This is a genomic window from Bacillus sp. WP8 (assembly GCF_000800825.1).
GTDB classification, from domain to species: domain Bacteria; phylum Bacillota; class Bacilli; order Bacillales; family Bacillaceae; genus Bacillus; species Bacillus safensis.
In genome coordinates, this window is record NZ_CP010075.1 from 2633381 (window position 1) to 2655960 (window position 22580).

The following is a 22580-nucleotide window of genomic DNA, read 5'->3' on the forward strand; positions in this document are numbered from 1 at the left end:
GTAAGCCTGCTTTTTTTGTTTTATTTTGTTGATTGTCTTTCTTCAATTCTGTGCGGAAGCTCAACAATTTGATCGTCCACTTGTTCTTTGTTCATCAGCTTTGTGAGCAGTCTCATGGCAACAGCACCAATATCATATGTCGGCTGAACAACTGTTGTCAGCTGAGGACGCACCATGAGAGAAAGTCTTGTGTTATCGAAGCCAATCACTTCTAAATCTTCAGGAATGGATACCCCTCTGTCTTGTGCTCCATGAATGACACCTAGCGCCATTTCATCTGTAGCTGCGATAACAGCTGTCGGCTTGTCAGACTGCTCAAGCAGATGAGCAAGTGCTTCAATTCCAGAATCATAAGAGTAATCGCCTTCAGCGACGAGTGCATCGTCAAACGCGATGCCCGCTTCTTCAAGCGCACGCTTATAACCTGCAAGTTTTCTCACGGAATTAATTGGTTCTGACATTGGACCAGAAACAAACGCAATTCGTTTATGTCCTTTTTCAACTAACAGCTGAACTGAATCATAAATGGCCTGCTCATAATTGATGTTGACAGATGGTGTTTGAGCTTGCTCTTCCACAGATGCTGCAAGCACAATCGGAACAGGAGAGCGCTTAAATTCTTCCACATGCACGTCTGTGATGTTTCCGCCCATAAAGACAATTCCGTCTACTTGTTTACCGAGCATCGTATTTAACAAATGAAGCTCTTTATCAGTATTTTGATCTGAGTTGCTCAAAATGATGTTGTATTTATACATCGTGGCGATATCTTCAATACCGCGTGCTAATTCCGAATAGAAGATACTAGAAATATCAGGGATGATGACCCCAACTGTCGTTGTTTTTTTACTTGCTAGGCCTCGTGCCACTGCATTCGGACGATAGCCAAGGCGATCAATCGCTTCAAGCACCTTTTTTCTTGTTGTTGGTTTTACGTTTGGATTACCATTTACTACGCGTGATACCGTTGCCATACTTACATTTGCTTCTCTTGCTACATCATATATTGTAACATTATTCACATAAATCACTCCTTCAAATACACTTCATATCTATAGCATTCACCAATTGGATAGAGACATGTCAGATACGAGGAAAATAATATCCTATTTGTCATTAAAACGATGAAAAGAGACACATAATTTTTCAATCTACATCAAAATGACATTCTTTTATGAAATTATACACGTTTTTTTGTCATATGAAAACGTTCCCTTTCTTTTTATAACTAAATTAAACAAACTTTAAACAGCTTGTTACCTGTAATTTGAATCATATTTCATAAAAAACCATCGAGAACGCCAGCTATGACAATGATCTTAACAGATTCTATCGATTTTTAAAAATGAAAACATTGTGAACAGGCTCTTTTTGAACTTGCAATGTGCTTTCTTCCTTTCATTCCCAAACTTCATCGTATTTATTCCATAAAAAAACCGCCGGGCAGTTTCCGGCGGCTATTTCTATCTATGATTATGCGTGAATGTTGACAAGTGGTCTTAACGCATCTAACCATTTTTCGAATTGTGGAATGTCCATTTGCTGCGCTGAATCAGATAGAGCAACAGATGGATCTGGATGTACTTCTGCCATAACACCGTCTGCTCCAATCGCAAGAGCTGCTTTTGCTGTTGGAAGGAGAAGATCTCTACGTCCAGTTGAATGCGTCACATCAACGAAGACTGGTAAATGTGTCTCTTGTTTCAAGATTGGCACTGCTGAGATATCTAGCGTATTTCTTGTTGCTGTTTCGTATGTGCGGATACCGCGCTCGCAAAGGATGATTTGATCATTTCCTTGGGCGATGATGTATTCAGCTGCATTGATGAATTCTGAAATAGTCGCTGCAAGACCGCGTTTTAAAAGAACTGGTTTCTTCACGGAACCGGCTTCTTTTAACAGTTCGAAGTTTTGCATGTTACGTGCCCCAATTTGGATGACATCAATATGCTCAATCGCTTCTTCAATATGAGCAGGATTAACAATTTCACTAATGACAGCAAGACCGTATTCATCCGCTACACGCTTTAGAATCTTAAGACCATCTACACCAAGTCCTTGGAAATCGTATGGACTTGTACGAGGTTTAAATGCGCCTCCGCGTAGTAGTTTTAACCCTTGTTGTTTCGCTGCTGCAGCTACTTCTGCAACTTGCTCGTAGCTTTCAACAGCACATGGTCCAACGATGAAGCGCTGCTTTCCATCACCGATCGCTTCCCCATTGATGTTCACGATTGTGTTTTCTGGTTTTTTCTTACGAGAAACAAGAAGTGCTTTGCTATGGTCATCTTCTTGAAGCTCTAGACCTGCTTTGAAAATCTCTTTGAAAATATGCTGAATGGTTGAGTTTTCAAATGGTCCATCATTTTCTTCAAGAATTTGGTTCAGCATTGTGCGCTCTCTGACAGGATCATAACGGTTGACACCTTGCGCTTCTTTCGCTTTTCCAATTTCTTTTACAATGTTTCCTCTTTCATTGATCAGTTTTAAGATTTGAAGATTTAGTTCATCTGCTTGCTGCCTCAATTTTTCTAGTTCATTGTTGCTCATTTTTGTCATCCTTTCCTCTGCCTGTTCTCGCTTTTTATTTTTTCATTCTTGCATGATAGGGTTTATTATAAACAAAGATTTCGGAATTGTCACGAAAATTTTCTTTATTACCCAAACGCTTTTAAGCGGTAAAGTATTGTATGTAAGATTATAGCATACTTTTCGTTCAAGTAAACCTTTTTTTATAAAAAAAACGTCAGCCGCTGCTGACGTTTCTTTCTTTTACAGATTATGTTCAAGCGCTTCTTTTGTAATGCTTGAGTGGGATGCATGCCACTTCACTTTTCCACCACTAAAGACGAGTGCTTGAGGACTTTCGTGCTTTACACCCGATTTTTCAGCCACGTAGGATGAAAGCTCTCTCGTATTTTGAATTTGCAAGAAATACGTTGGCACGTCTTCGTGTGCAGACGCAAATGCTTCAAACTCATGAAAAGCCGCTTGGCTGATCGGACATGTCAAACTGTGTTTAAAAAAGACAAACGTCCCATCTTGATTCGTTAGTTGATCAAACTGTTCTTCTGTTTCAATGAGTTGTTTTGACATGATGTTCTCCTTCTTCACTTCGAGCTGTGAGGGTTAGCCTTTAGTAGATTGTTCTACTTTTTCTTTGATATCTTTGATGCCGTCTTCAATTTCTGATTTTGCTTCTTGTGCTCGTACTTTTGCTTCATCAGCTACATCTGATGCTTCGCTTGCTAAATCAGCTGCCGCATCTTCTGCTTCACTTTTCACATGATTAGCTTTACCAGCTGCACGGTCTTTTATGTCTTTCACTTTGTCTAAAATCTGATTTGACTGCTCTGCTACAAGCTGAGACAATTCAGACGTTTTATCTTTCGCAATCGTCACATATTCAGTGCCTCTTTCTTTTGCATCTGTTGCGAGTCGATCTGTTTTTTCTTTTAAAACATTCGCTTGGGTGTTCAAATCATCGCGAAGCTCTTTCCCTGACTTCGGTGCTAAAAATAATGCTGTTGTTGCACCAACAATTCCACCAATAAGTGTTCCGATCAAAAAGTCTTTGCTATTGATTCCGTCTTTGCTCATGATTATTCCTCCTATGCGAATATGGTTTATTTTTGGTGTTTACGCTGTTTCCATTTTTTATAAATTTCAAGTGCTGCGTTACTCCAGCTAACCACATCCGTCACTTTTTCTTGATTTCTTTCAACGGATGAAGAAACCGCACCAGCTGCCTGCTTTATGCTTGTATTAAATTGGTTGATCGAGCCACCAATTCCCTGCACCGCATCCACAACTGTGTTAAGTTTTGCCGATTTGTCTTGAATATCTTCAGCAAGCTTGTTTGTCTTATGTAGCAACTGTGCTGTCTCTGTGGTGATACCTTGCATCTGACCTTCAAGACCTTCTAAAGTTGATGCAACATTCTTTAATGTCAGCTGTAAGGATTTTAATGTTTTGGACAAATAGATGACAAGAATGAGGAAAGCAATTGCGATCAGTGCAACGCTTAGATATAGAATAATAATCATCTGATACCTCCTTTGCTGCGGGCATATTCAATTCATTACCCTCTCGTTGTATCATTCAAACATCGCCTAGAATGACCGATTGAATAATAATTCTACACTTATTCGCTAATTCCTGTCCACAGCGAACGAAAAAAAGCGGCACATGTTGACACATTTAGCTCTTTTGTCACATTTTATTCAAAATAAAAAAAGTGCCGCGTGAAACGGCACTTTTTTAAGCATTTATACAGCGACTTTTTCATAAGCGCGCAAATATTTTTGAATGTCTCCTGCTCCCATAAAGATCAGAATCGCATCTTCGTGCGCTTTCAGCACAGATGTATCTTCTTCCTCAATCAATTGGGCCTGCGGGATTTTTTCTCTTAAATCTTCAATGCTCAGCTTCCCAATGTTTTCGCGGGCTGAACCGAAAATATCACAAAGGTAGACATAGTCGGCTTTCTTTAGACTATCAGCAAATTCACTTAAGAATTGCTGTGTACGTGTGAAGGTATGCGGCTGAAAGACAGCCACAATATCACGGTCCGGATATTTTTGGCGAGCTGCTTCAATTGTGACTTCAATTTCAGTTGGATGATGTGCATAATCATCAATTAAGACCTGCTCACCGACCACTTTTTCATTAAAGCGTCGTTTCACACCGCCAAATGTCTTTAATGCGCCTTTGATAAGCTCTACATCAATGGACTCATAGTGACATAATGCGATAACAGCTAACGAGTTGAGGACATTATGATTTCCGTAGGCAGGAATGTAGAAGGTATCATAAAACGTATTGCGTACAAATACATCAAATGTAGTGCCTTCCGTATTTTTCACAACATTACGAGCTTGGAAATCATTTTCTTCGTTGAAACCGTAATACACAACGGGTACCTTCGCTTGAATCTTTGGCAAGTGCTCATCATCACCGCAAGCAATAATCGCTTTTTTCACTTGAAGCGCCATGTTTTGAAACGCGTCAAACACGTCATCAATATCTGAGAAATAATCAGGGTGATCAAAATCAATATTGGTCATGATCGCATAATCTGGATGATAGCTGAGGAAGTGTCTGCGGTATTCGCATGCTTCAAAGACAAAATACTCGCTGTTTTCTTTCCCCATTCCAGATCCATCACCGATTAAGTACGAAGTAGGTTTTGCTGCCTGCATGACGTGAGCAAGCAGTCCTGTTGTCGATGTTTTGCCATGAGCACCAGTAATCGCAACGTTTGTGAATGAATCCATGTATTCTCCAAGAAATTTATGGTAACGAATGACAGGAATCCCTTCAGAAAGGGCACGTTCAATCTCAGGGTGTGTATCGGGGAATGCATTTCCTGCGATGACCGTCATCCCTGGCTGAATATTATCTGGGTCAAATGGTAGAATTTTAATATTTCGTTCTTCTAATGCTTTTTGTGTAAAGATATGTTTTTCGATATCCGATCCTTGGACAGTATACCCAGTATCATGAAGAATTTGGGCCAGTGGACTCATACCTGTCCCTTTTATTCCAACAAAATGATAAACAGTCATAATTGTACCTCCAACAAACGTCTATCTGACTTACAGTATATGACGCTCATTTCAATTTGCAACTTGTGATTTTTGCCTCTAGCTGATCACAGATCGCAGCTCCAAATAAAGATTTTTTTCCGATCTTCCTATTCTAATCAATATTAACTATGATTAGTATCCGACAACTTTCCCATTTCTAACACCTGTTTCCGCTTATTTTACATAAAAAAGCGTTTTGGCAGACATGCGAAAAGCGTCCAATTTCAAAATTGCACCTATGTGCTATCATACCATGTTTATAAAAAAAATGAAGTGGTTTGTTTAGGTCAACTGTTCTAAGTCACTCAGCGTCATGAGTACTTCTCTTGGCTTACTGCCTTTCGCACCAGAAATCATGCCCTCGCGCTCCATCATGTCAATCAGTCTAGCTGCACGATTGTAGCCAATTCTAAATCTTCGCTGCAAACTTGATGTACTAGCGCTATTCTGCTCGATGGCAAAACGGCAGGCATCCATAAACAATTCATCTTCGTCTGTAATCGCAGAGCCTTGAAGCATTAGTTCCTCCTGTTCAAAAAGGAACACTGGCTTGCGCTGCTTTCTCACATGTGCCACCACTTGATCAATCTCACGGTCTGATACAAAGTTCCCTTGCAGCCTTGTCGGCTTGCCGGAGCCATTTTCTAAGAAGAGCATGTCTCCTTTTCCAAGAAGCTTTTCAGCACCGGCCATGTCAATGATCGTTCTTGAATCAACCTGACTTGAAACAGAAAACGCAATTCTTGTTGGGATATTGGCTTTAATGAGACCTGTGATGACATCAACAGAAGGTCTTTGTGTCGCAATCAATAAGTGAATGCCGCATGCTCTTGCTTTTTGAGCAATTCGGCAGATGCTTTCTTCGACTTCATTTGGTGCGACCATCATTAAATCAGCCAGCTCATCGATCACCACGACGAGATAAGGTAGTTTTTCACCCATTTGTTTTTCTTTTACAAGCTCATTGAATCGTTTAATTTCTCTCACGCCAGAGTGTGCAAATAGTTCATAGCGTCTTTCCATTTCATCCACTACCCATTTCAGAGCAGCTGTTGCTGTCTTGGCATCGGTAATGACAGGACTCACAAGATGCGGAATGTGATTATACGGCGCTAATTCAACCATTTTAGGGTCAATTAAGAGCATTTTCACTTCATCTGGTGATGCTTTAAACATTAAGCTCACTAAAATCGTATTGATGCAGACACTTTTTCCTGAACCAGTTGCTCCAGCAATTAAGCCGTGCGGCATTTTTTGCAGATCAACCACGACAGGCTGGCCTGAGATATCTAATCCAAGTGCTGCTGTTAAAGGAGATGGATTGTCCCTAAATGCACTGCTTCTGATCATTTCTCTTAAGAACACCATTTTACTGTGCAGGTTTGGCACTTCGATCCCGATCGTGTTCTTTCCTGGAATCGGTGCTTCAATTCGAATATCCTTTGCGGACAAACTAAGTTTAATATCATCTGACAGGTTCGTAATTTTGTTCACTTTGACACCTGGTTCTGGATGTACTTCAAACCTTGTCACAGAAGGGCCCTGTGTGACATGGACAACACTTGCTCTTACATTGAAATTTTTAAGCGTCGCATTAAGCAGCTCTGCCCGCTCTTTCACCCATGTCCCGTCCTCTTCTTTTTGAGCTGGCGGTACATCTAATAGGGCGAGACTTGGAAAAACATACCCTTGTGTGTCGGCTGCTTTCTTTTGCCCTTGCACGCGCTGATCGCTTTTTAACATCATGACATTAAACGGAACCGTAGAGGTTTGACCGCTTGCGCGCGGTGGCTGTGGAGATGTCTGTTTTGGTTCTTCTTTCTTGACTTCGTGCGTTTGTTCTTGCTGCTCTGTCTGTTCTATGACCGTTTCTGCCGGTTCAGATGCAGTTTGTTCCTCTGTTACTTGTTCTACTACTGGCATCAAGTTTTCTTCTTCAATTTCAGCTTCTTGAACCAGCTGATCTTCCTGCAGGTCATGTTTGACTGGCTCAGCTTCTTCAAATGCTGCCGCGGACGCTTCTTTTTGTTTGTCTTCTATTGGATCAGCTTCTACTTCTTCCACTGGTTCTACTGACATATTTTCTGTTAACGCCGCTGCTTCTTCTGCTAGAATGTCTGCTTCCATTTCAATCGCTGGCTGCGAAGGTTCCGGTGTTTCGAAGGTCAACATGTCTATTTCCTCAGTATGATCTTCAAACTGATGGACAGGCTCGTCTTTTATTTCTTCTTCATCGCTGGTGGCAGCCTGTTCCGGCTCGGACTGTACCGCCTGCTCCTGATAGACTTCGGCTTGCTGCTTATGTAAATCAGCTTCATGATGATCTTCTGGCTCGTTTTCTTCTAGCTGGAAAGGCTCGTCTGTTAAACGTTCCATCGTCGATTGAACATGATCTTGATAAGCGAGTTCCTCTTGCAATGTATGCGGGATTACTTCTGGCTCCTTATCCGCTCTCTCTTTTGCTGATGCTGAAACCATTTCCTCGATACGTTTTTCTTTCTGAATAGATGGGATGTTCATTTGCTGCCTGACATTCCGTTCACGCTCTGCCTCTTCTGATAACAGTGTGACACGCTGCGCCGTTTCTTCTGCTGCTTTCCTTTGAACTGATCCTGCTTCTTCTTTTGCTTCTGCCTTTTTTGGACGCATATCCTGATGGTAGCCATAAATCGGTGATGGAATTTGCTCTGGCTTGAATGGCTTTTTATTCATATCAGGCTGAAGCGTTTGTTTAGGCTGATAGGTTGTCTGTCTGGTCTTTGACTGTCTTGGTTTGGCGTGTTTTCTCTCCGGCTTCACTCCGTCACGCAGAGGTTCATCTGGAACGAGCGGAAACCGAAAGTTGCCTTTTGGATATTCATAATACACTTTCGTATCTTCGATTTTTTTATATTCTTTATGCTGTTCAAAAGCTGGCTGCTTTGGTGCAGCTAGATCTTCTTCAGGTCTTACAGCTTTTTCTTCTTTCTTTTCTTCTCCTAAAAATACACTAAAAAATTTATCTAACCAACTCATCATTTATCACTCACTTTAACTCCCCTTACGTTTTCTTGGGCGAATTTTAGTATACCATTGCTTTTTCATGCAGAAAAGCGAGAAAAGTGCCGGTTTATGCTGTTCATGCTGTCTGTAGATGAAAAAAAGTCACTAAGTACGTACTTAGTGACTTTTGGTATAACACATTCTTCGCTCCTATGTGCCCGTTTATGGGAGGTTATGCTTTAAAGGGTTCGCCAGCTTGATGGCTATCATCTAAAACAAGTATCCCTTTTTCAGCAGGTGCGTCTGGAAGATCTAACTCTTTTGCTGAACAAATCATGCCGCTTGATGGAACCCCTCTTAGCTCAGCATCTTTGATGACCATACCGCTTGGCATCACTGCGCCGACTTTTGCCACCACGACATATTGGCCTTGGTCAACGTTTGGTGCACCGCACACGATTTGTAAGGTTTCATCGCCCACATCAACTTGGCAAATGTTTAATTTATCTGCATTCGGATGCTTTTCTTTTTCCTTTACATAGCCGACAACAAATTTTGGTGATAGATCCACAGTCAACGTTTCACTGACACCGTTGCGGTTTAAAATTTCATTGATATCTTGAACAATGGTTTCAGAAAGCGGGACAGATCCGTTTTCTTCAATTTTCATGTAAGTAGATGCATTGAAGATATTAAAGCCTGTTGTTTCTTTTGTTTCTTGATTGAAGATTCGTACAACATCTCCAAACGTCTCATGTCCTACTTCTTCTCTCGTCACATCTTTCAATGAAATAAGGAGTGTGTCGCCTACACCTTCTGCATTATAAAAAACATTCATTCTTCAAAATTCCCTTCTACTGCTGTTTTGGTCTGCTTTTTGCAAGTATAAAGATCGGTTCAAGCTTACCCTCATCATACAAAAATGACAATGCGGTAATCGGAACCGTACCGCTGGCGAAGAAGCTCATCGACATCTGTCCTAAAATATCATAGCCTGAATCATTGCGAACATCTGCAATGATGAATACATCTTGATGAGGAACAGAAATCGCCATTTGTCCTTCTATTTTTTGCGCGTATTCTTGTAATAACGACTCATTTAAAAGTCTGCTGGCGTCATACCCGTCATTTGCGCGGAAGAAATAAAACTGGTTGCCTGCCACTTCATCCATTTTCACTACAGTTTCTAGTGAACGGACGTTGAAGCTTGCAGTTTCTCTGATTCGTTCTTTTGTCCAGTTTTCCTTTTGAAGCATCTTTTCATCAATTAATCGGTAGCTGCTTCCAAGGTCAAGTGCATAGTAGATTCTCGTTTCAGCTGTATGCTCATCAAATACGAGCGGAATTCCATCACTTGATGCCTCAGGAAAGGAAGTGGAACGAATGACCGGATAGATCTGCTTTTCTTTTCCTGAAATGTGCTGCGCTTCGCCTTTCATCGCACTCAGCGCTTCTTTCACATAATAAACAATCTCATCAATTGTTTCATCAGGCTTTACTTCCCACTTTGCAATAATTGGCGGGAGCTCTAGTGTGATGCCTTTGCCTGTTTGTTTATCTTCAATACGAAGCGTATCTTTTTCCCGATCAAACTGGTGTGACCAGCTGTCGTTCGTCAGACGGCTTTTGAGTTCATTCGCAAGCTGTCTTGATGTCATTTTTGCCATCGTTTTAGACTCTCCTTTCGTTATTTAGAAAGAGAATCTGTTAAAAATGCTTCTATCTCTTCCTTTGTCTTACGATCTTTGCTGACAAAGCGGTTAATCTCTTGTCCGTTTTTAAAGACTAAAAAGCTTGGAATGCCGTAAATTTCCCACTCTGCACAAGTGTCAATGAACTTGTCTCTATCGACATAGAAGTACTCAAATTCTGGGTAGTTTGCTTCAAGCTCTGGCAAGAATGGCTCAATAAATGTGCAGTCCGGGCACCAGTCAGCTGAAAATAGCAATACCGTTAAGTCTTCTTGAATCACTTTTTGTAATTCTTCGTTAGATTCAATTTTTTTCATGTTTCATTCCTCCAGTTTGTATGGTTAAATCTCCGAATTGTATATAGCCTTTCTTTCTCATCCATTCTGATACTACCAAACTAATCACTGCCGGGCCAACGATATGCAAGAGAGCTATCGCCAGAAATACAGATGGATGAAACCCCATGACAGTGAGGGTCATGAGTTGTCCAACAAGCCCGCTCGTTCCCATTCCCGCTCCTGCCGCATTATTGACCATCCCAAAGCCAATAATACCAATTGGCGCGAGAATCAGACCAGCAATCGTCGGCGGAATCAGGATGAGGGGGTTTTTCACAATGTTCGAAAGCTGCAACTTTGACGTCCCAATGCCGACAGCCGCAAGCCCGCCAAAGCGATTTTCTCTAAAACCTGCAGCAGCAAAGCCAACCATCTGAGCACAGCAGCCAATCGTTGCAGCACCAGCAGCTGTTCCGCTTAAGTCAAGCATGAGCGCAAGTGCAGCACTTGAAATCGGAGAACTGAGAGCAAGTCCAACAATGGTCGCTACTAGCATGCCCATGATCAGCGGGCTTTGGTCTGTCCCCCACATGATAAGTCTGCCAAGCCCTGTCATCATCGCCTGAATGCCAGGACCGATGAAAGCAGCAGTGAAAAAGCCAGTGATAATGGTGACAAGCGGCGTTAAGATAATATCAATTCTTGTCTCACCACTAACCAGTTTGCCTATTTCCACCCCAATTAGAGCAGCCACGAAGCTTCCGGCTGGTCCCCCAAGCTCTGCTCCAGCGGCACCTGAGACAACACTTGCAAAAATGATTAATGGAGAAGCATTTAAGCGATAAGCAACTGCTACGCCAATTGCCGGCCCCATCAGACCCATAGCAAGCGTACCCATTTTCACAATGAGAGAAAGTGATAACAGACCACCTGCTGTTTTTAAAATCAGACCTACCACTAATGTAGCAAATAGACCTAAAGCCATATAAGAAAGTGCATCAATGAAATACACCTTTGGCGAAAGGGAGATCCCCTTTCTTTTCAAATAAGTCATCAACGTCGTCTTCCTGCTTTCTCATAGGAAAGACGAAGAGGCCTGTCCTTCCCATTATATGTAGTATTCTTACGATGAAAAATAGTCTCTACCATGAATATCATAATCATATTTTTTTTGCTTTATCAAGCACTTCTTGTGTAACATGAAAAGAAACAGGACAAACCTTTACTAAGTTTGTACAAAAGGAGGAGTTCGTTATGCAATTAACTGTTTATTTAGCTGGAGAAATTCATAGCCAGTGGCGCGATGAAATCAAGGAAAAAAGCCAATCTTTGAAACTTCCGGTGACATTTGTCGGTCCAATGGAAAATCATGACCGCTCAGATAACATCGGTGAGGATATTTTAGGTGAGCAGCCGAATGCCATTTTCAAAGATGATGCAGCTTCTGATTTGAACAATTTTCGTACTGAAATTTTATTAAACAAAGCAGATGTCGTCATTGCGCGCTTTGGTGAGAAATATAAACAGTGGAACACAGCTATGGATGCATCTGCTGCGATTGCAAAAGGGAAACCTCTTATTTTAATCCGTCCAAAAGAGCTGCACCATCCGTTAAAAGAACTCTCAAACAAAGCAAATATCACTGTGGAAACTGTAAACCAAGCGATCAAGGCGCTATCTTACGTGTTTGAACAGCAATAAGAAAAAAGGCTGCTCTTATTGAAGAAGCAGCCTCAGATTGTTGACAAAGGGCTAAAATGATCTTTATTTTAGCCCTTTGTCTTCTTTTCAGCGTGTTAGAAAACCTTTGCAGCCCTAGGAAGGACGAGTACCGGAGCGGAGCGAATTGTACATTCGTGAGCACCGGCACGCAGGACTGACAAAGAATGCGAGGGTTTGTCTACACGCTGAAGCTGCTCTCATTGAAGAAGCAGCCTTTTTCTATTCTATTTATACTTGTTGATAAATAGAATCCACTGTACTTTGATCACAATTTTTCACTAGGCGGACAATTAACTCTTTTGCCGCTGCGTAATCGTCCACATGTAACACAGAATGACTTGTATGAATGTAGCGTGCGCAAACCCCAATGACAGCAGAAGGCACACCTTGGTTTGAAATATGAACACGTCCAGCGTCCGTACCACCCGGTGATACGAAATATTGATATGGAATGTTGTTTGTCTCAGCAGTATCGAGTACAAAGTCTCTCATTCCGCGGTGCGTAATCATTGTGCGGTCAAAAATACGCAGAAGTGTACCTTTTCCAAGCTGGCCAAACTGTGTTTTGTCACCTGTCACATCGTTTGCAGGACTTGCATCTAAAGCGAAGAAAAGATCCGGCTGAATCATATTTGCAGCTACCTCAGCTCCTCTAAGCCCTACTTCCTCTTGAACAGTTGCTCCTGAATACAGCTGGCATGAAAGTGATTCATCTTTTAATTCTTTTAATAATTCAATTGCAAGGCCGCAGCCATAACGGTTATCCCAAGCCTTTGCCAAAATCTTTTTTGGATTCGCCATTGGGGTAAATACCGTTGCAGGAACGATTTGCTGTCCTGGGCGAACGCCAAGCTCTTTTGCCTCTTCTTCACTGTCTGCACCAATATCAATAAGCATATCTGACGGTTTCACAGGTTTGCTTTTTTGTTCTGGTGTGAGAAGGTGAGGAGGTGTACTCGAGACGACACCAGGAATTGGACCCTGATCGGTATGAACGTCCACACGCTGCGCCAGCATGACTTGACTCCACCAGCCGCCAAGTGTTTGAAAACGAATCATTCCGTTTTTCGTAATCGATGAGACCATGAATCCGACTTCATCCATATGACCTGCTACCATAATTTTCGGTGCGTTTTCCGGCCCTTTACGTACGCCAAACACTCCGCCAAGACGGTCTTGAATGAGTTCATCAGAATATTTCTCAAGTTCCTTTTTCATAAAAGCACGCACATGGTGCTCATTTCCTGGAGTTCCCTGTAATTCTGTTAAATTTCGGAAAAGTGACAATGTTTCTTCGTTCATTCTACAGTTTACCTCGTTTCTATGTAATGACCATATATATTCCTATAAAAATAACACTCACTTTATACTATAAGAATTCTTTCGGTTTTCCAAGTATCTCTCTAGAAATTTTGAATATGCTTTCAATTATTCGGATTCCTTAACATCAATGGACAAGTTTTGTATAATGGAAAAAACAGCAATACGGAGGTGCAGCACGTTGAAGTTAAAACATGTTTTGATTGGTGCGAGTATTGGAGTAGCCGCTGCAATTGTTGCAAAGAAAGTATTTTTCCCTACGTATATCTCGTCTGAAAAAGCATTAAAAATTGTGAAATCTGCTTTTAAACAGCGCGGCCCGATTGATGGCTCTTGGATTTATACTGTACCAGAACCGTATACCGTAAATGGTGAAACGATTGATGTGTACAAATCTGGCATTACCCGCTCTGCCTTTGGCGAGCTTGAACAGTATGAAGTGATGATTGATGCCAAAACAGGCATGATCGTTGATGTAATTGATTCTGTTGCTTGATCAAGAAAGCTTCGCAAAGACATGTCCTTGCGAAGCTTTTTTTATATGGCTTTGATTTTTTTGTACACAGGATGCCACATCGCGTCCTGCACAGCCTGAAGGAGGTCATCAGGCGTTTCTTCTGCTATTCCTTCATCAATTGCTGCCTGCGCTACACGGACGGCCACTGTTGCTGAAACGGTTCGAAGCTGATCGACACTTGGCAGCATCGCTGCACCCGGCTTCCCCACATTGACCATGCTTGCAATGGCTTCAGCACTCGCAACAAACATACTGTCTGTCATCAACCTGGCTTTTGACACAATCGTGCCTAGACCAAGACCTGGGAAGACAAGGGCATTATTCGCTTGTCCAATTTCATATGTGACGCCTCCATATTCAACAGGATCAAATGGGCTTCCCGTTGTCACAAGTGCGCGTCCTTCAGTCCATTCAATCAGATCTTGCGGCTTTGCTTCTGAAAGAGGTGTCGGATTCGACATCGGTAAAATCGCAGGGCGCTCCACGTGTGACGCCATTTCTTTTACAATTTCCTCTGTAAATGCTCCTCCGACCGTCGAGGTGCCAATTAAGATTGTAGGTTTCGCCTGTTTGACGACCTCTAATAGATCAATCGAATGCTTTGGACCATTACGGGCATAATCCTTTACTTCGTCAGAACGTCTTGCATACGGCTTTTGAAATGGCTGAATGTCAGGTGAATCATCTGTGAGCAGCCCCGTTTTATCAATACACCAGAAATGATCATAGGACTCCTCTTCTTTGACTCCGTCTCTGACGATCGCATCACGGATTTGCTCGGCTATGCCAATACCTGCCGTACCCGCTCCAAAAATGACGATACGGTGATCTTTCAGCGGGACCTTCGAAGCTTTTGCACATGCCATAACTGCAGCAAGTGAAACGGCGCCAGTTCCTTGAATGTCATCGTTAAATGTACAAATGCGGTCCTTATATTTTTCCAATATCGCACGGGCATTCTTTGTACCAAAATCTTCCCAGTGAAGAAGTGCATTTGGGAAAGTAGCACGGGCAAGCTCGACATATTGATCAATGAACTGATCATAGCGCTCTCCTCGAACGCGGGAGTGCTGATTTCCAACATAAAGCGGATCATTTAAGAGACTTTCCTGGTTCGTCCCGGCATCAAGCACTACCGCCAGCACGCGGCTAGGATCAATGCCTGCTGCAGCTGTATAAACAGCAAGTTTCCCGACTGAAATGGCAATCCCGCCAACGCCCCAGTCTCCGATGCCTAAAATGCCTTCTGCATCAGTTGCAACGATTAAATCAATTGATTCATCAACACCATAAGAAGCAAAAATTTCTTCCATGCCTTCTAGATCATCAATCGATAAATAAAGCCCTCTCGGCTTTCGATACTCATGGCTATAACGCTGAATAGCCGTTCCTACAGTCGGCGTGTAGACAATCGGAAGCATTTCCGCCAAGTGCTCATTAAGTAATTTGTAAAAAAGCACTTCGTTTCTATCATGAAGTGATGTTAAATACACATTTTTCCCTAGCTCATCCGGCTGTGCCTTGAACTGCTCATATGCACGCTTTGCTTGATCCTCTAAAGTTAAAACCTTAGGCGGAAGAAATCCCTTTAACCCGAGCTCCTTCCGCTCTTCCTTTGTAAATGCAACCCCTTTGTTTAAATAAGGGACTGACATGACTTCCATCCCTCTTAATGGTGTTTCGATCACATCACCATGTACACGATAAAATTGGTTCACCTGCACTCTTCCTTTCACAAGTTCATTTTGTCGTTATTTTGTGTGAAAGGCGAAAAAAACATACAGATGATCTTTTATCTTCCTGTTTCTCTTTTGATTTCTTGTGTGATCTGCCCATCTTCGTCCCATTTTACAGCACGATAAATGGCATCATGATAAAACAAGTACCACGCATTTTTTTCTTCTGCAAATGCCTGCCACTTTTGCTTGGCTGGAATCGACGTCATTGGGTAATCATCATATGCCAAAACCCAAAGTGGATTTTTATGAGCGTGTGTTGGCATGATATCAGCTAAATGAATCGCTGTTTCGCCCTCACTTGTGAGCGTTAAAATGCTATGACCATTGCTATGGCCGCCTGTATGGTGCAGCTCGATGCCTTCTATCACTTCAATACTTTCTTCAAATGTGACCACTTGATCTGCCACAGGCTCCCAGTTTTCTTTCCAATATGTATTTCTTGAGCGAATGTTCGGCGCTCTCATTTCATCCCATTCGATTTTCGATGTGATGATTTTTGCCTGCTGAAAAACAGACACGAGCTTATCGCCTTCACGTTTTGTTAATCCGCTGGCATGATCAAAGTGCAGGTGTGTCATTAATACGTAATCTATATCTGATGGGCGCAGACCAAGGGCCGCTAGAGATTCTTCCAATTTGGTTTCCTCTGTCACGCCGTAATTGCGTTTTTGTTTATCTGTCAGCTTCCCTGATCCGATGCCCGAATCCACTAACAGATGCAGTCCCTTCCACCGAATGAGAATTGGATCACATCGTAATTCAATTTGATTGCGTTCATTAACCGGGTATTTTTTTGACCATAAAGGCTTTGGCACGACACCGAACATCGCACCGCCGTCCATGTGCGTATCTCCCCCGTTTAACCAAAACAGTTCCATTTCACCTAGTTTCATTGTCTCCATTGCTGTCATCCCTCCTTTTTCTATCGTAGCAAATACAGCCAAAAATCGCATGCACCAATCTTTTCATAAAAAAAGCTGACTGCAATTTTTTTGCAGCCAGCTTGATGTCACTTGTTATTCTGGGAATTTGACTTCTGATCGATAGATGGGTTGTCCCATAGATGAGAATTTCTCTTCATATTCAGTCATCACGTTTCCTTCTAAGCCGTCCTCATGTAAATCTAGGCTGACATACGTTAAAAGAAGGCCATAGGCAGAAAAACTTTTTAAGGAATATTCAAATAACCCGCGGTTATCTGTTTTGAAATGTAATTCACCGCCTGGACGAAGAATATGTTCATATCGCTCTAAAAAGGTTTTAAACGTCAATCTGCGCTTTTCGTGTCTTGCTTTTGGCCACGGATCAGAGAAATTCAAATACACCCGGTCAATCTCATTTTCCGCAAACACATCTGTCAGCGTCTCAGCATTGATGTTCAAAAGCTTTACATTTTCAACATCTGTCTCTTTGATTTTATCTACTGCCGTCACAATGACACTTTTAAATAATTCAATGCCAATATAGTTGATATCAGGATGAAGCTTGCCCATTCCAGCAATAAAGCTCCCTTTTCCTGTCCCAACTTCGATATGGATTGGATGATCATTTCCAAACAGCTCATGCCATTTCCCTTTATATTGCTCGGGATTTGCTAAAGCAATATGAGCATTCTCAGCTAAGTAATCATCAGCCCATGGTTTATGTCGCATTCTCAATTTGATACACCTCTATTTTCTTTACATTTTATCAAGATACCATGAAACATAAAGACCCGCAAGACAGCATCTTCTATGTCCATATAAAAAGACCAGCCCTTCGCTTGAGCTGGTCTGCCGCATGTATAAATTGGGCGCTGATTGCACAGTTTAACCTCATAAATGACACGCAGGAAAGGAGCATTTATATGGGTTTAAACCGTCAACATCAGCTTCAATTAATCAAAGATATTTTAACCGATCACCAGCTGGATTGCTGCGGGACTGTTGCAGAATATGAACAGGTGGGACGCGTAATTCAATTAATGCTGGCAAAAGAAGATCTGGATCCCGACATCCGTCAGCTGTTAACAGATATTTATGATTACAGCCAAAAGGGCACCTCTGTCAGTTCAATTGATGCACATATCGAGGAGCATCAATCACATCTGTCTGAGTGGGTCGAAAACATTCCACTGTCTTAATGGATGTTTAACCTTTTTAAAAGTGCATTTAACTCCGCTTGCACTTCTTTTTGCGCCTTTTCATTCCCTTTTCGTTTATGCCAAACGACAAACGATACGGTTTCAGCGAGCACGTACCACGCCATGCGCTTTCGCAAATTGTCCGTCAGCGGGGCGCCGTACATAGAGAGCCAGCTTTCCCAGTTCTCTTCCTCAACATAATGGTATAAAAGCGGTCCAAGATCAATCGCTGGGTCTGCAATCATCGCCCCATCCCAATCGATCAAATAGAGCTGGTTTTCATCTGTCAGCAGCCAATTATTATGATTGAGATCACAATGACAGACGACCTTGTCCTCAAAATGGACAGCCTCCACATGCTTCTCTAAATACTGGATGGCAAGCGTGATGTCTTGTGAAACAATTTGCTCGTTTAAAATGGACTGTTTTAGATGCATCAGAATGGATTCTGGATCTAGAGAGTGCTTCTCTAATCGTTTCAGCATATCGAGCAATTCTTTTGATGTATGAATTTTTCTTAGCTGCTCTGCTACAGGACGATCATTCATGTCCTTCGGCTTCAGCTCTCTACCGCTCAGCCAGTGCTGTGCAGTAATTACATCTCCATTTTCCATGCGTTTTGTCCAGACAAGCTTCGGCACAATGCCTTCAGCTGACAAAACCGCAAGAAACGGTGACGTATTGCGTTTTAAAAATAGCTTTTGGTCATTGTGTGTTGCGAAGTACGCATCTCCCGTAGCGCCTCCAGCCGGAGAGATGTGCCATTCGCTACCTAATATTTGTCCCAACCAGTTCATATCAATTTTCAACCCATCATTTCTTAAAATATTTTAAATCTTGCTTTTTTAGTCGACAAAATTCAGCCGATTGAGGATCAATTGGCTGTTTCTTTTTTTATTTATATGATCATAAAAACAAAAAGGACAGCTATTGAGAATGAGATGCTAAACAATAGCCGTCCTATAGATTTTATCGTTACCTTCTTATACTCGTCAAGCAAAACTAAAAAATCAGGACAAGAACCTTACGAAAAAGAAGCCTTTTTTCATGGTTCTTTGACTGCGGACATACCGCAAGTTATTTAAGCACGTAATTTTAAGGATCGTTCACTTGCCTTCACAAAGACAGGCGTTGCACCGATCACTTCTCCATCTGCGTGAAATAAGATTTTTTCATCTGCTTCTAAGTACGCTTCCTCATGCTGAAACAGGGTAACCCCCTTCATCCCAAGGTGCTTTCGAAACACCATTGCACTTAGAAACAAGAGGACTTTGAATGGATTCAAATCTGTGACAACCATCGTTTGAAAGCCTGGCTGCCTTGCACTCACTTCCGGTGCTGCTTCCAGCCCTCCCCCGTAATACGGGTGATTGCATACGATCACAAACCACACTTGTCGAAAGACTTTCTTCTCATTTTCAATAAATAACGCAAGATCAAATGGCTTAAACGACCATAGAGAATGGAGAAATGACAGCGGGTAGATGATAAAGCCAAGCCCCAGCCGTTTCAGCCACTTTTTTCCTCTAAAATGCACCGTTTTCCTCAGCACATGTGCATCAAACCCCACACCGATATGATTGAGAAAAAGAACAGATTGCGGACTTTCGGCATGATCTTGAAAGGAGCCGAGAGAAAATGTTTTGGTGAGCATTCTTTTTTGCTTTCTCACTTCTTTTAGGACATCATGACGATGGATACCGAGACCCTTCGCAGCATCATTCCAATGACCAGCAGGGACAAAACTAAGCTGCACATGATCGATTTCCTTTAAGCCATTCAGCACTTCATGAATCGTTCCGTCACCGCCAATAACAATCAATCGCTTCAGCCTGTCATCCTGCATGGCACTGATTTGTCTTGCCAAAACTTCGGCATGGCCTTCATGCTGGGTGAGGAACGATCGATAAGAGACCTCCACCTTTTGTAATTCTTTCTCTATGCTCCTCCATGTGCGGAGTCCTTTTCCATGTCCTGCTTCTGGATTAACGATAAAGTACCATTCATTCATATATTAGCTCCACTCGGGTCTCATTTTTCGTGACCTTCCATCATGCCTTTAATCGAGCCATTCCTGCCTTCTTTTGCTGTCTGTTTCACCATAAGCAAGCAACGCCTTTGTCGCCTTAAATTGCTGATGCTTTGTCGGCGCCGTATTTTTCCGCTGCTTTTCAAACCACTCTTCTGCCTTCTTCTTATCGATAACCTCCATCCCATATGGAACTTCAGGTAAATCAATATAAGAGGTTCGGCTGATGAGAATTTTTTTCACAGGAAGGTCTACACCACTTTGCTGTAAGATCTTTGACACAACGGTGCCAGAACGCAGAAGGCTTGCACAAGGATTTAAGACAGACTGAACAGCTTTCCCAGTCGCCCGTTTTTCCCAAAAACGTTCCTTCGTTCCGATATAGACGCTGTCTGGCTCGGCCTCTAAGAAGGATAAACAGATCACTTCGAGCGGCGTTATGAGTATTGGACATAATTCCATCTCAGCTTTTTGAATGAGCAGCACCGGCTTGTACATCACAAAATAAGAATCTGGAAGCTGCCTCGCCAGCATTCGCAGCTTTTCATCATATCGAATATGATGGGAGACGGTTGAAATATGTGAAATCGTTGAGCTCGCCCATTTTAATTGCACTTCAAAGAGATGATCCTTAAAAAAGTGAATCAGCTTCGTTTCATCGGTAGGGACGTTTCTGAAAACCCCTTGCTCTATATCTGTCGGCTCGTTAAAAAGACTTAGGTCCCGTTCCTTTTTCATATCGGCTTCTTTTTGCTTTCTCTTTAAGGAGAATTTCTTTCTCTTTTCTTCCTCCTGTTCAGGCGCTTGTTGAGGAATTTGGTCAAATGGTTGCTGCGCCTCCTCTTTTGAAGCCTTTTTCAACTCGTCCCATCTTTGTTTTTTCAACCGATTGAATTGATTGATGTAGTGATGCGGGTCTTGTTCATATCGTGATATATAATCTTGAATTTTGATAATTTGCGCCATCTGCTGCTCACTCCAACTTCTAGAATCATTTATGTAATGTAAATTGTTTGATTGCGTGATAACGAGGGGTTTCCTTCGGACGTATTTCAAATAAAGTGATACGCGAAACCTCCATCACATATGGCTCTTTGCGTAAAGGCGCTTGTTCTTCATAAAGGTCATCCGCATTCCATTTGCGTGCAATCGTCATATGCGGATGAAACGGTCTCTTTTCAACAGGGTGTCCTGCTGACAAGACAGCCTCCTTTACCTTTTCTCTTAAATGCATGAGCAGCTCACTTTCATGAGGCTTTGCAAAAAAGACTCTCGGGCGTTCCTTCGCACCAAACTGCCCTACCTCATTCAGCTCTAGTGGAAATGCAGATGCTTCATTTGAAAGGAGGTCAAGCAGCTGGATGATCTTTTTTAAACGCTCTTCTGGAATGGCGCCTAAAAAGACAAGGGTTACATGATAATCATGTGGTGCTGTCCATTTTTGATAGAACAGTCCGCTCCTTTGATCAATGTCTTGTTTGATTTGATGCGCAAGTTGTTCAGGGATGTGAATCCCTATAAAATAATGACGGTTTTCTGACACAATATCACCTGTCCTTTTTTAACAAACTTTACGAATCCCCATTGATGATAGTATAACTAAAGAAATGCGGAATGAGAAGAAAGGGTGTCATCTGATGAAAGTTGCACAAAATATAGCTGAGCTGATTGGCGATACACCGCTTGTCAAATTACAGCGGCTCCAGCCAGAAAATGCGGCGGCTGTTTACTTAAAGCTGGAATCATTTAATCCTAGCGGAAGTGTCAAAGACCGCGCGGCTTACAATATGATCGTTGAGGCAGAAAAACAAGGGAAACTCACAAAAGGAGCAACCATTATTGAACCTACGAGCGGGAATACAGGGATTGGTTTAGCCATGAATGCTGCCGCAAGAGGCTACAAAGCTATCCTTGTCATGCCTGATACGATGACAAAGGAAAGAATCAATATTTTGAAGGCATACGGGGCGCAGGTCGTCTTAACCCCAGGAGAAGAAAAAATGCCAGGCTGCATCCGCAAGGCGGAAGAACTGGCTGCTCAAATTCCTCACAGCTTTATTCCGATGCAATTTGACAATAGAGCAAACCCAGATGCACATAGAGGAACAACAGCGGTCGAAATCATGGAAGCTGTGAAACAACTTGGACAGCCCCTTGGCGCCTTTGTCGCAACAGCTGGAACTGGCGGTACTATTACAGGAACTGGAGAGGAATTAAAAAAGGCATTCCCTCATTTAACCATCCGTGTAGCAGAACCTAAGGGATCTCCAGTCTTATCTGGCGGGGAACCTGGCAAACATAAGCTCGTTGGCACAAGCCCAGGATTTATCCCCCACATCTTAAACGAGGATGTCTATGATGAGATCGTGCAAGTAAGCGACGAAGATGCGTACCACATCACACGGGAGCTCGCTATGCTTGAAGGCATTTTAGTAGGCCCATCCTCTGGGGCGGCTTGCTATGCAGCCATTGAAACAGCGAAGCAATTGCCGGCAAATCAAATCGTGATCTGTATGACAGCAGATACGGGTGAACGATACTTATCAAGTGATGTTTTTCAAGATTAAAAAAGGAACAGGGCGATGAATCCCT

General features: G+C 42.3%; 23 protein-coding genes. 4 read left to right on the forward strand and 19 right to left on the reverse strand.

The annotated features are described in order from the left end of the window. Nucleotides 1-20: 20 nt before the first annotated feature. The 11 genes from ccpA to QR42_RS13265 all read right to left on the reverse strand — a co-directional run bounded on the left by ccpA (nt 21) and on the right by QR42_RS13265 (nt 11593). On the reverse strand, nt 21-1022 hold the full coding sequence (ccpA, locus tag QR42_RS13215; protein WP_024424851.1) for a catabolite control protein A: 1002 nt from the start codon (nt 1020-1022) through the stop codon (nt 21-23). Nucleotides 1023-1473: 451 nt separating this feature from the next. Next, a complete protein-coding gene (locus QR42_RS13220) occupies nt 1474-2550 on the reverse strand; it encodes a bifunctional 3-deoxy-7-phosphoheptulonate synthase/chorismate mutase (RefSeq protein ID WP_034279528.1) in 1077 nt (358 codons plus the stop codon). A 222-nt stretch (nt 2551-2772) separates the two neighbouring features. Then, complete coding sequence (gene ytxJ, locus QR42_RS13225; protein WP_039180682.1) at nt 2773-3096, reverse strand: bacillithiol system redox-active protein YtxJ; 324 nt, start codon at nt 3094-3096, stop codon at nt 2773-2775. Between the two features lie 33 nt (nt 3097-3129). Next, on the reverse strand, nt 3130-3600 hold the full coding sequence (locus QR42_RS13230; RefSeq protein ID WP_039180684.1) for a YtxH domain-containing protein: 471 nt from the start codon (nt 3598-3600) through the stop codon (nt 3130-3132). A gap of 26 nt (nt 3601-3626) precedes the next feature. Further along, on the reverse strand, nt 3627-4046 hold the full coding sequence (locus tag QR42_RS13235; RefSeq protein ID WP_039180688.1) for a DUF948 domain-containing protein: 420 nt from the start codon (nt 4044-4046) through the stop codon (nt 3627-3629). A gap of 222 nt (nt 4047-4268) precedes the next feature. Continuing rightward, nucleotides 4269-5567, reverse strand: coding sequence for a UDP-N-acetylmuramate--L-alanine ligase (murC, locus tag QR42_RS13240; protein ID WP_039180691.1), 1299 nt, complete (start codon nt 5565-5567; stop codon nt 4269-4271). Between the two features lie 303 nt (nt 5568-5870). Next, on the reverse strand, nt 5871-8606 hold the full coding sequence (locus QR42_RS13245) for a DNA translocase FtsK (RefSeq protein ID WP_084096426.1): 2736 nt from the start codon (nt 8604-8606) through the stop codon (nt 5871-5873). Nucleotides 8607-8802: 196 nt separating this feature from the next. Next, nucleotides 8803-9408 (reverse strand): YtpR family tRNA-binding protein, encoded by a 606-nt coding sequence (gene ytpR / locus QR42_RS13250; RefSeq protein WP_039180694.1) that lies wholly within the window; start codon nt 9406-9408, stop codon nt 8803-8805. 16 nt (nt 9409-9424) lie between these two features. Then, nucleotides 9425-10237 (reverse strand): DUF1444 domain-containing protein, encoded by an 813-nt coding sequence (locus tag QR42_RS13255; protein WP_084096428.1) that lies wholly within the window; start codon nt 10235-10237, stop codon nt 9425-9427. A 20-nt stretch (nt 10238-10257) separates the two neighbouring features. Beyond that, entirely contained in the window at nt 10258-10578 is a 321-nt protein-coding gene (locus QR42_RS13260) for a thioredoxin family protein (protein ID WP_024424860.1), read from the reverse strand. Further along, nucleotides 10565-11593 (reverse strand): PTS sugar transporter subunit IIC, encoded by a 1029-nt coding sequence (locus QR42_RS13265; RefSeq protein WP_039180697.1) that lies wholly within the window; start codon nt 11591-11593, stop codon nt 10565-10567. The genes QR42_RS13260 and QR42_RS13265 overlap by 14 nt, the downstream gene beginning before the upstream one ends. Before the next feature lie 200 nt (nt 11594-11793). Between QR42_RS13265 and QR42_RS13270 the strand changes: the two genes are divergently transcribed. After that, a complete protein-coding gene (locus QR42_RS13270; RefSeq protein WP_024426182.1) occupies nt 11794-12240 on the forward strand; it encodes a YtoQ family protein in 447 nt (148 codons plus the stop codon). A gap of 249 nt (nt 12241-12489) precedes the next feature. Here QR42_RS13270 and QR42_RS13275 read toward each other — a convergent pair whose 3' ends face one another. Further along, nucleotides 12490-13563, reverse strand: a complete 1074-nt coding sequence (locus QR42_RS13275; protein WP_039180701.1) for a M42 family metallopeptidase — start codon at nt 13561-13563, stop codon at nt 12490-12492. A gap of 199 nt (nt 13564-13762) precedes the next feature. Here QR42_RS13275 and QR42_RS13280 point away from each other — a divergent pair, with 199 nt between their 5' ends. After that, on the forward strand, nt 13763-14077 hold the full coding sequence (locus QR42_RS13280) for a PepSY domain-containing protein (protein WP_003217759.1): 315 nt from the start codon (nt 13763-13765) through the stop codon (nt 14075-14077). Between the two features lie 41 nt (nt 14078-14118). Here the strand turns inward: QR42_RS13280 and QR42_RS13285 are convergent, their stop codons facing one another. The 3 genes from QR42_RS13285 to trmB all read right to left on the reverse strand — a co-directional run bounded on the left by QR42_RS13285 (nt 14119) and on the right by trmB (nt 17495). Next, a complete protein-coding gene (locus QR42_RS13285; RefSeq protein WP_039180705.1) occupies nt 14119-15816 on the reverse strand; it encodes an NAD-dependent malic enzyme in 1698 nt (565 codons plus the stop codon). Nucleotides 15817-15890: 74 nt separating this feature from the next. Then, nucleotides 15891-16739, reverse strand: a complete 849-nt coding sequence (locus QR42_RS13290) for a YtnP family quorum-quenching lactonase (RefSeq protein WP_039180709.1) — start codon at nt 16737-16739, stop codon at nt 15891-15893. Nucleotides 16740-16853: 114 nt separating this feature from the next. Then, nucleotides 16854-17495, reverse strand: a complete 642-nt coding sequence (trmB, locus tag QR42_RS13295; protein ID WP_039180713.1) for a tRNA (guanosine(46)-N7)-methyltransferase TrmB — start codon at nt 17493-17495, stop codon at nt 16854-16856. Between the two features lie 188 nt (nt 17496-17683). Here trmB and QR42_RS13300 point away from each other — a divergent pair, with 188 nt between their 5' ends. Beyond that, nucleotides 17684-17959, forward strand: a complete 276-nt coding sequence (locus QR42_RS13300; protein WP_025092409.1) for a YtzH-like family protein — start codon at nt 17684-17686, stop codon at nt 17957-17959. Here the strand turns inward: QR42_RS13300 and QR42_RS13305 are convergent. From QR42_RS13305 to thpR, 4 genes are all read right to left on the reverse strand, one after another. Further along, the gene (locus QR42_RS13305) at nt 17956-18756 is read right to left on the reverse strand and encodes a phosphotransferase family protein (RefSeq protein WP_039183266.1); all 801 of its coding nucleotides are present in this window, start codon (nt 18754-18756) and stop codon (nt 17956-17958) included. The two genes, QR42_RS13300 and QR42_RS13305, sit on opposite strands and share 4 nt — an antisense overlap. Before the next feature lie 284 nt (nt 18757-19040). Beyond that, nucleotides 19041-19970: a YegS/Rv2252/BmrU family lipid kinase gene (locus QR42_RS13315; protein ID WP_039180720.1), complete on the reverse strand. Its 930-nt coding sequence runs from the start codon at nt 19968-19970 to the stop codon at nt 19041-19043. A 48-nt stretch (nt 19971-20018) separates the two neighbouring features. Next, nucleotides 20019-20954 (reverse strand): hypothetical protein, encoded by a 936-nt coding sequence (locus QR42_RS13320; RefSeq protein WP_039180723.1) that lies wholly within the window; start codon nt 20952-20954, stop codon nt 20019-20021. 25 nt (nt 20955-20979) lie between these two features. Continuing rightward, complete coding sequence (gene thpR / locus QR42_RS13325; RefSeq protein ID WP_039180726.1) at nt 20980-21531, reverse strand: RNA 2',3'-cyclic phosphodiesterase; 552 nt, start codon at nt 21529-21531, stop codon at nt 20980-20982. 94 nt (nt 21532-21625) lie between these two features. Between thpR and cysK the strand changes: the two genes are divergently transcribed. Beyond that, nucleotides 21626-22555: a cysteine synthase A gene (cysK, locus tag QR42_RS13330; protein WP_039180729.1), complete on the forward strand. Its 930-nt coding sequence runs from the start codon at nt 21626-21628 to the stop codon at nt 22553-22555. The last annotated feature ends 25 nt before the right edge of the window (nt 22556-22580 follow it).

Coding starts and splice junctions, on each gene's coding strand:
- QR42_RS13220 (WP_034279528.1), bottom strand. CDS start 2,550: ATGAGCAACAATGAACTAGAAAAATTGAGGCAGCAAGCAGATGAACTA.
- ytxJ (WP_039180682.1), bottom strand. CDS start 3,096: ATGTCAAAACAACTCATTGAAACAGAAGAACAGTTTGATCAACTAACG.
- QR42_RS13230 (WP_039180684.1), bottom strand. CDS start 3,600: ATGAGCAAAGACGGAATCAATAGCAAAGACTTTTTGATCGGAACACTT.
- QR42_RS13235 (WP_039180688.1), bottom strand. CDS start 4,046: ATGATTATTATTCTATATCTAAGCGTTGCACTGATCGCAATTGCTTTC.
- murC (WP_039180691.1), bottom strand. CDS start 5,567: ATGACTGTTTATCATTTTGTTGGAATAAAAGGGACAGGTATGAGTCCA.
- QR42_RS13245 (WP_084096426.1), bottom strand. CDS start 8,606: ATGATGAGTTGGTTAGATAAATTTTTTAGTGTATTTTTAGGAGAAGAA.
- ytpR (WP_039180694.1), bottom strand. CDS start 9,408: ATGAATGTTTTTTATAATGCAGAAGGTGTAGGCGACACACTCCTTATT.
- QR42_RS13255 (WP_084096428.1), bottom strand. CDS start 10,237: ATGGCAAAAATGACATCAAGACAGCTTGCGAATGAACTCAAAAGCCGT.
- QR42_RS13260 (WP_024424860.1), bottom strand. CDS start 10,578: ATGAAAAAAATTGAATCTAACGAAGAATTACAAAAAGTGATTCAAGAA.
- QR42_RS13265 (WP_039180697.1), bottom strand. CDS start 11,593: ATGACTTATTTGAAAAGAAAGGGGATCTCCCTTTCGCCAAAGGTGTAT.
- QR42_RS13270 (WP_024426182.1), top strand. CDS start 11,794: ATGCAATTAACTGTTTATTTAGCTGGAGAAATTCATAGCCAGTGGCGC.
- QR42_RS13275 (WP_039180701.1), bottom strand. CDS start 13,563: ATGAACGAAGAAACATTGTCACTTTTCCGAAATTTAACAGAATTACAG.
- QR42_RS13290 (WP_039180709.1), bottom strand. CDS start 16,739: ATGGAGACAATGAAACTAGGTGAAATGGAACTGTTTTGGTTAAACGGG.
- QR42_RS13300 (WP_025092409.1), top strand. CDS start 17,684: ATGGGTTTAAACCGTCAACATCAGCTTCAATTAATCAAAGATATTTTA.
- QR42_RS13305 (WP_039183266.1), bottom strand. CDS start 18,756: ATGAACTGGTTGGGACAAATATTAGGTAGCGAATGGCACATCTCTCCG.
- QR42_RS13315 (WP_039180720.1), bottom strand. CDS start 19,970: ATGAATGAATGGTACTTTATCGTTAATCCAGAAGCAGGACATGGAAAA.
- QR42_RS13320 (WP_039180723.1), bottom strand. CDS start 20,954: ATGGCGCAAATTATCAAAATTCAAGATTATATATCACGATATGAACAA.
- cysK (WP_039180729.1), top strand. CDS start 21,626: ATGAAAGTTGCACAAAATATAGCTGAGCTGATTGGCGATACACCGCTT.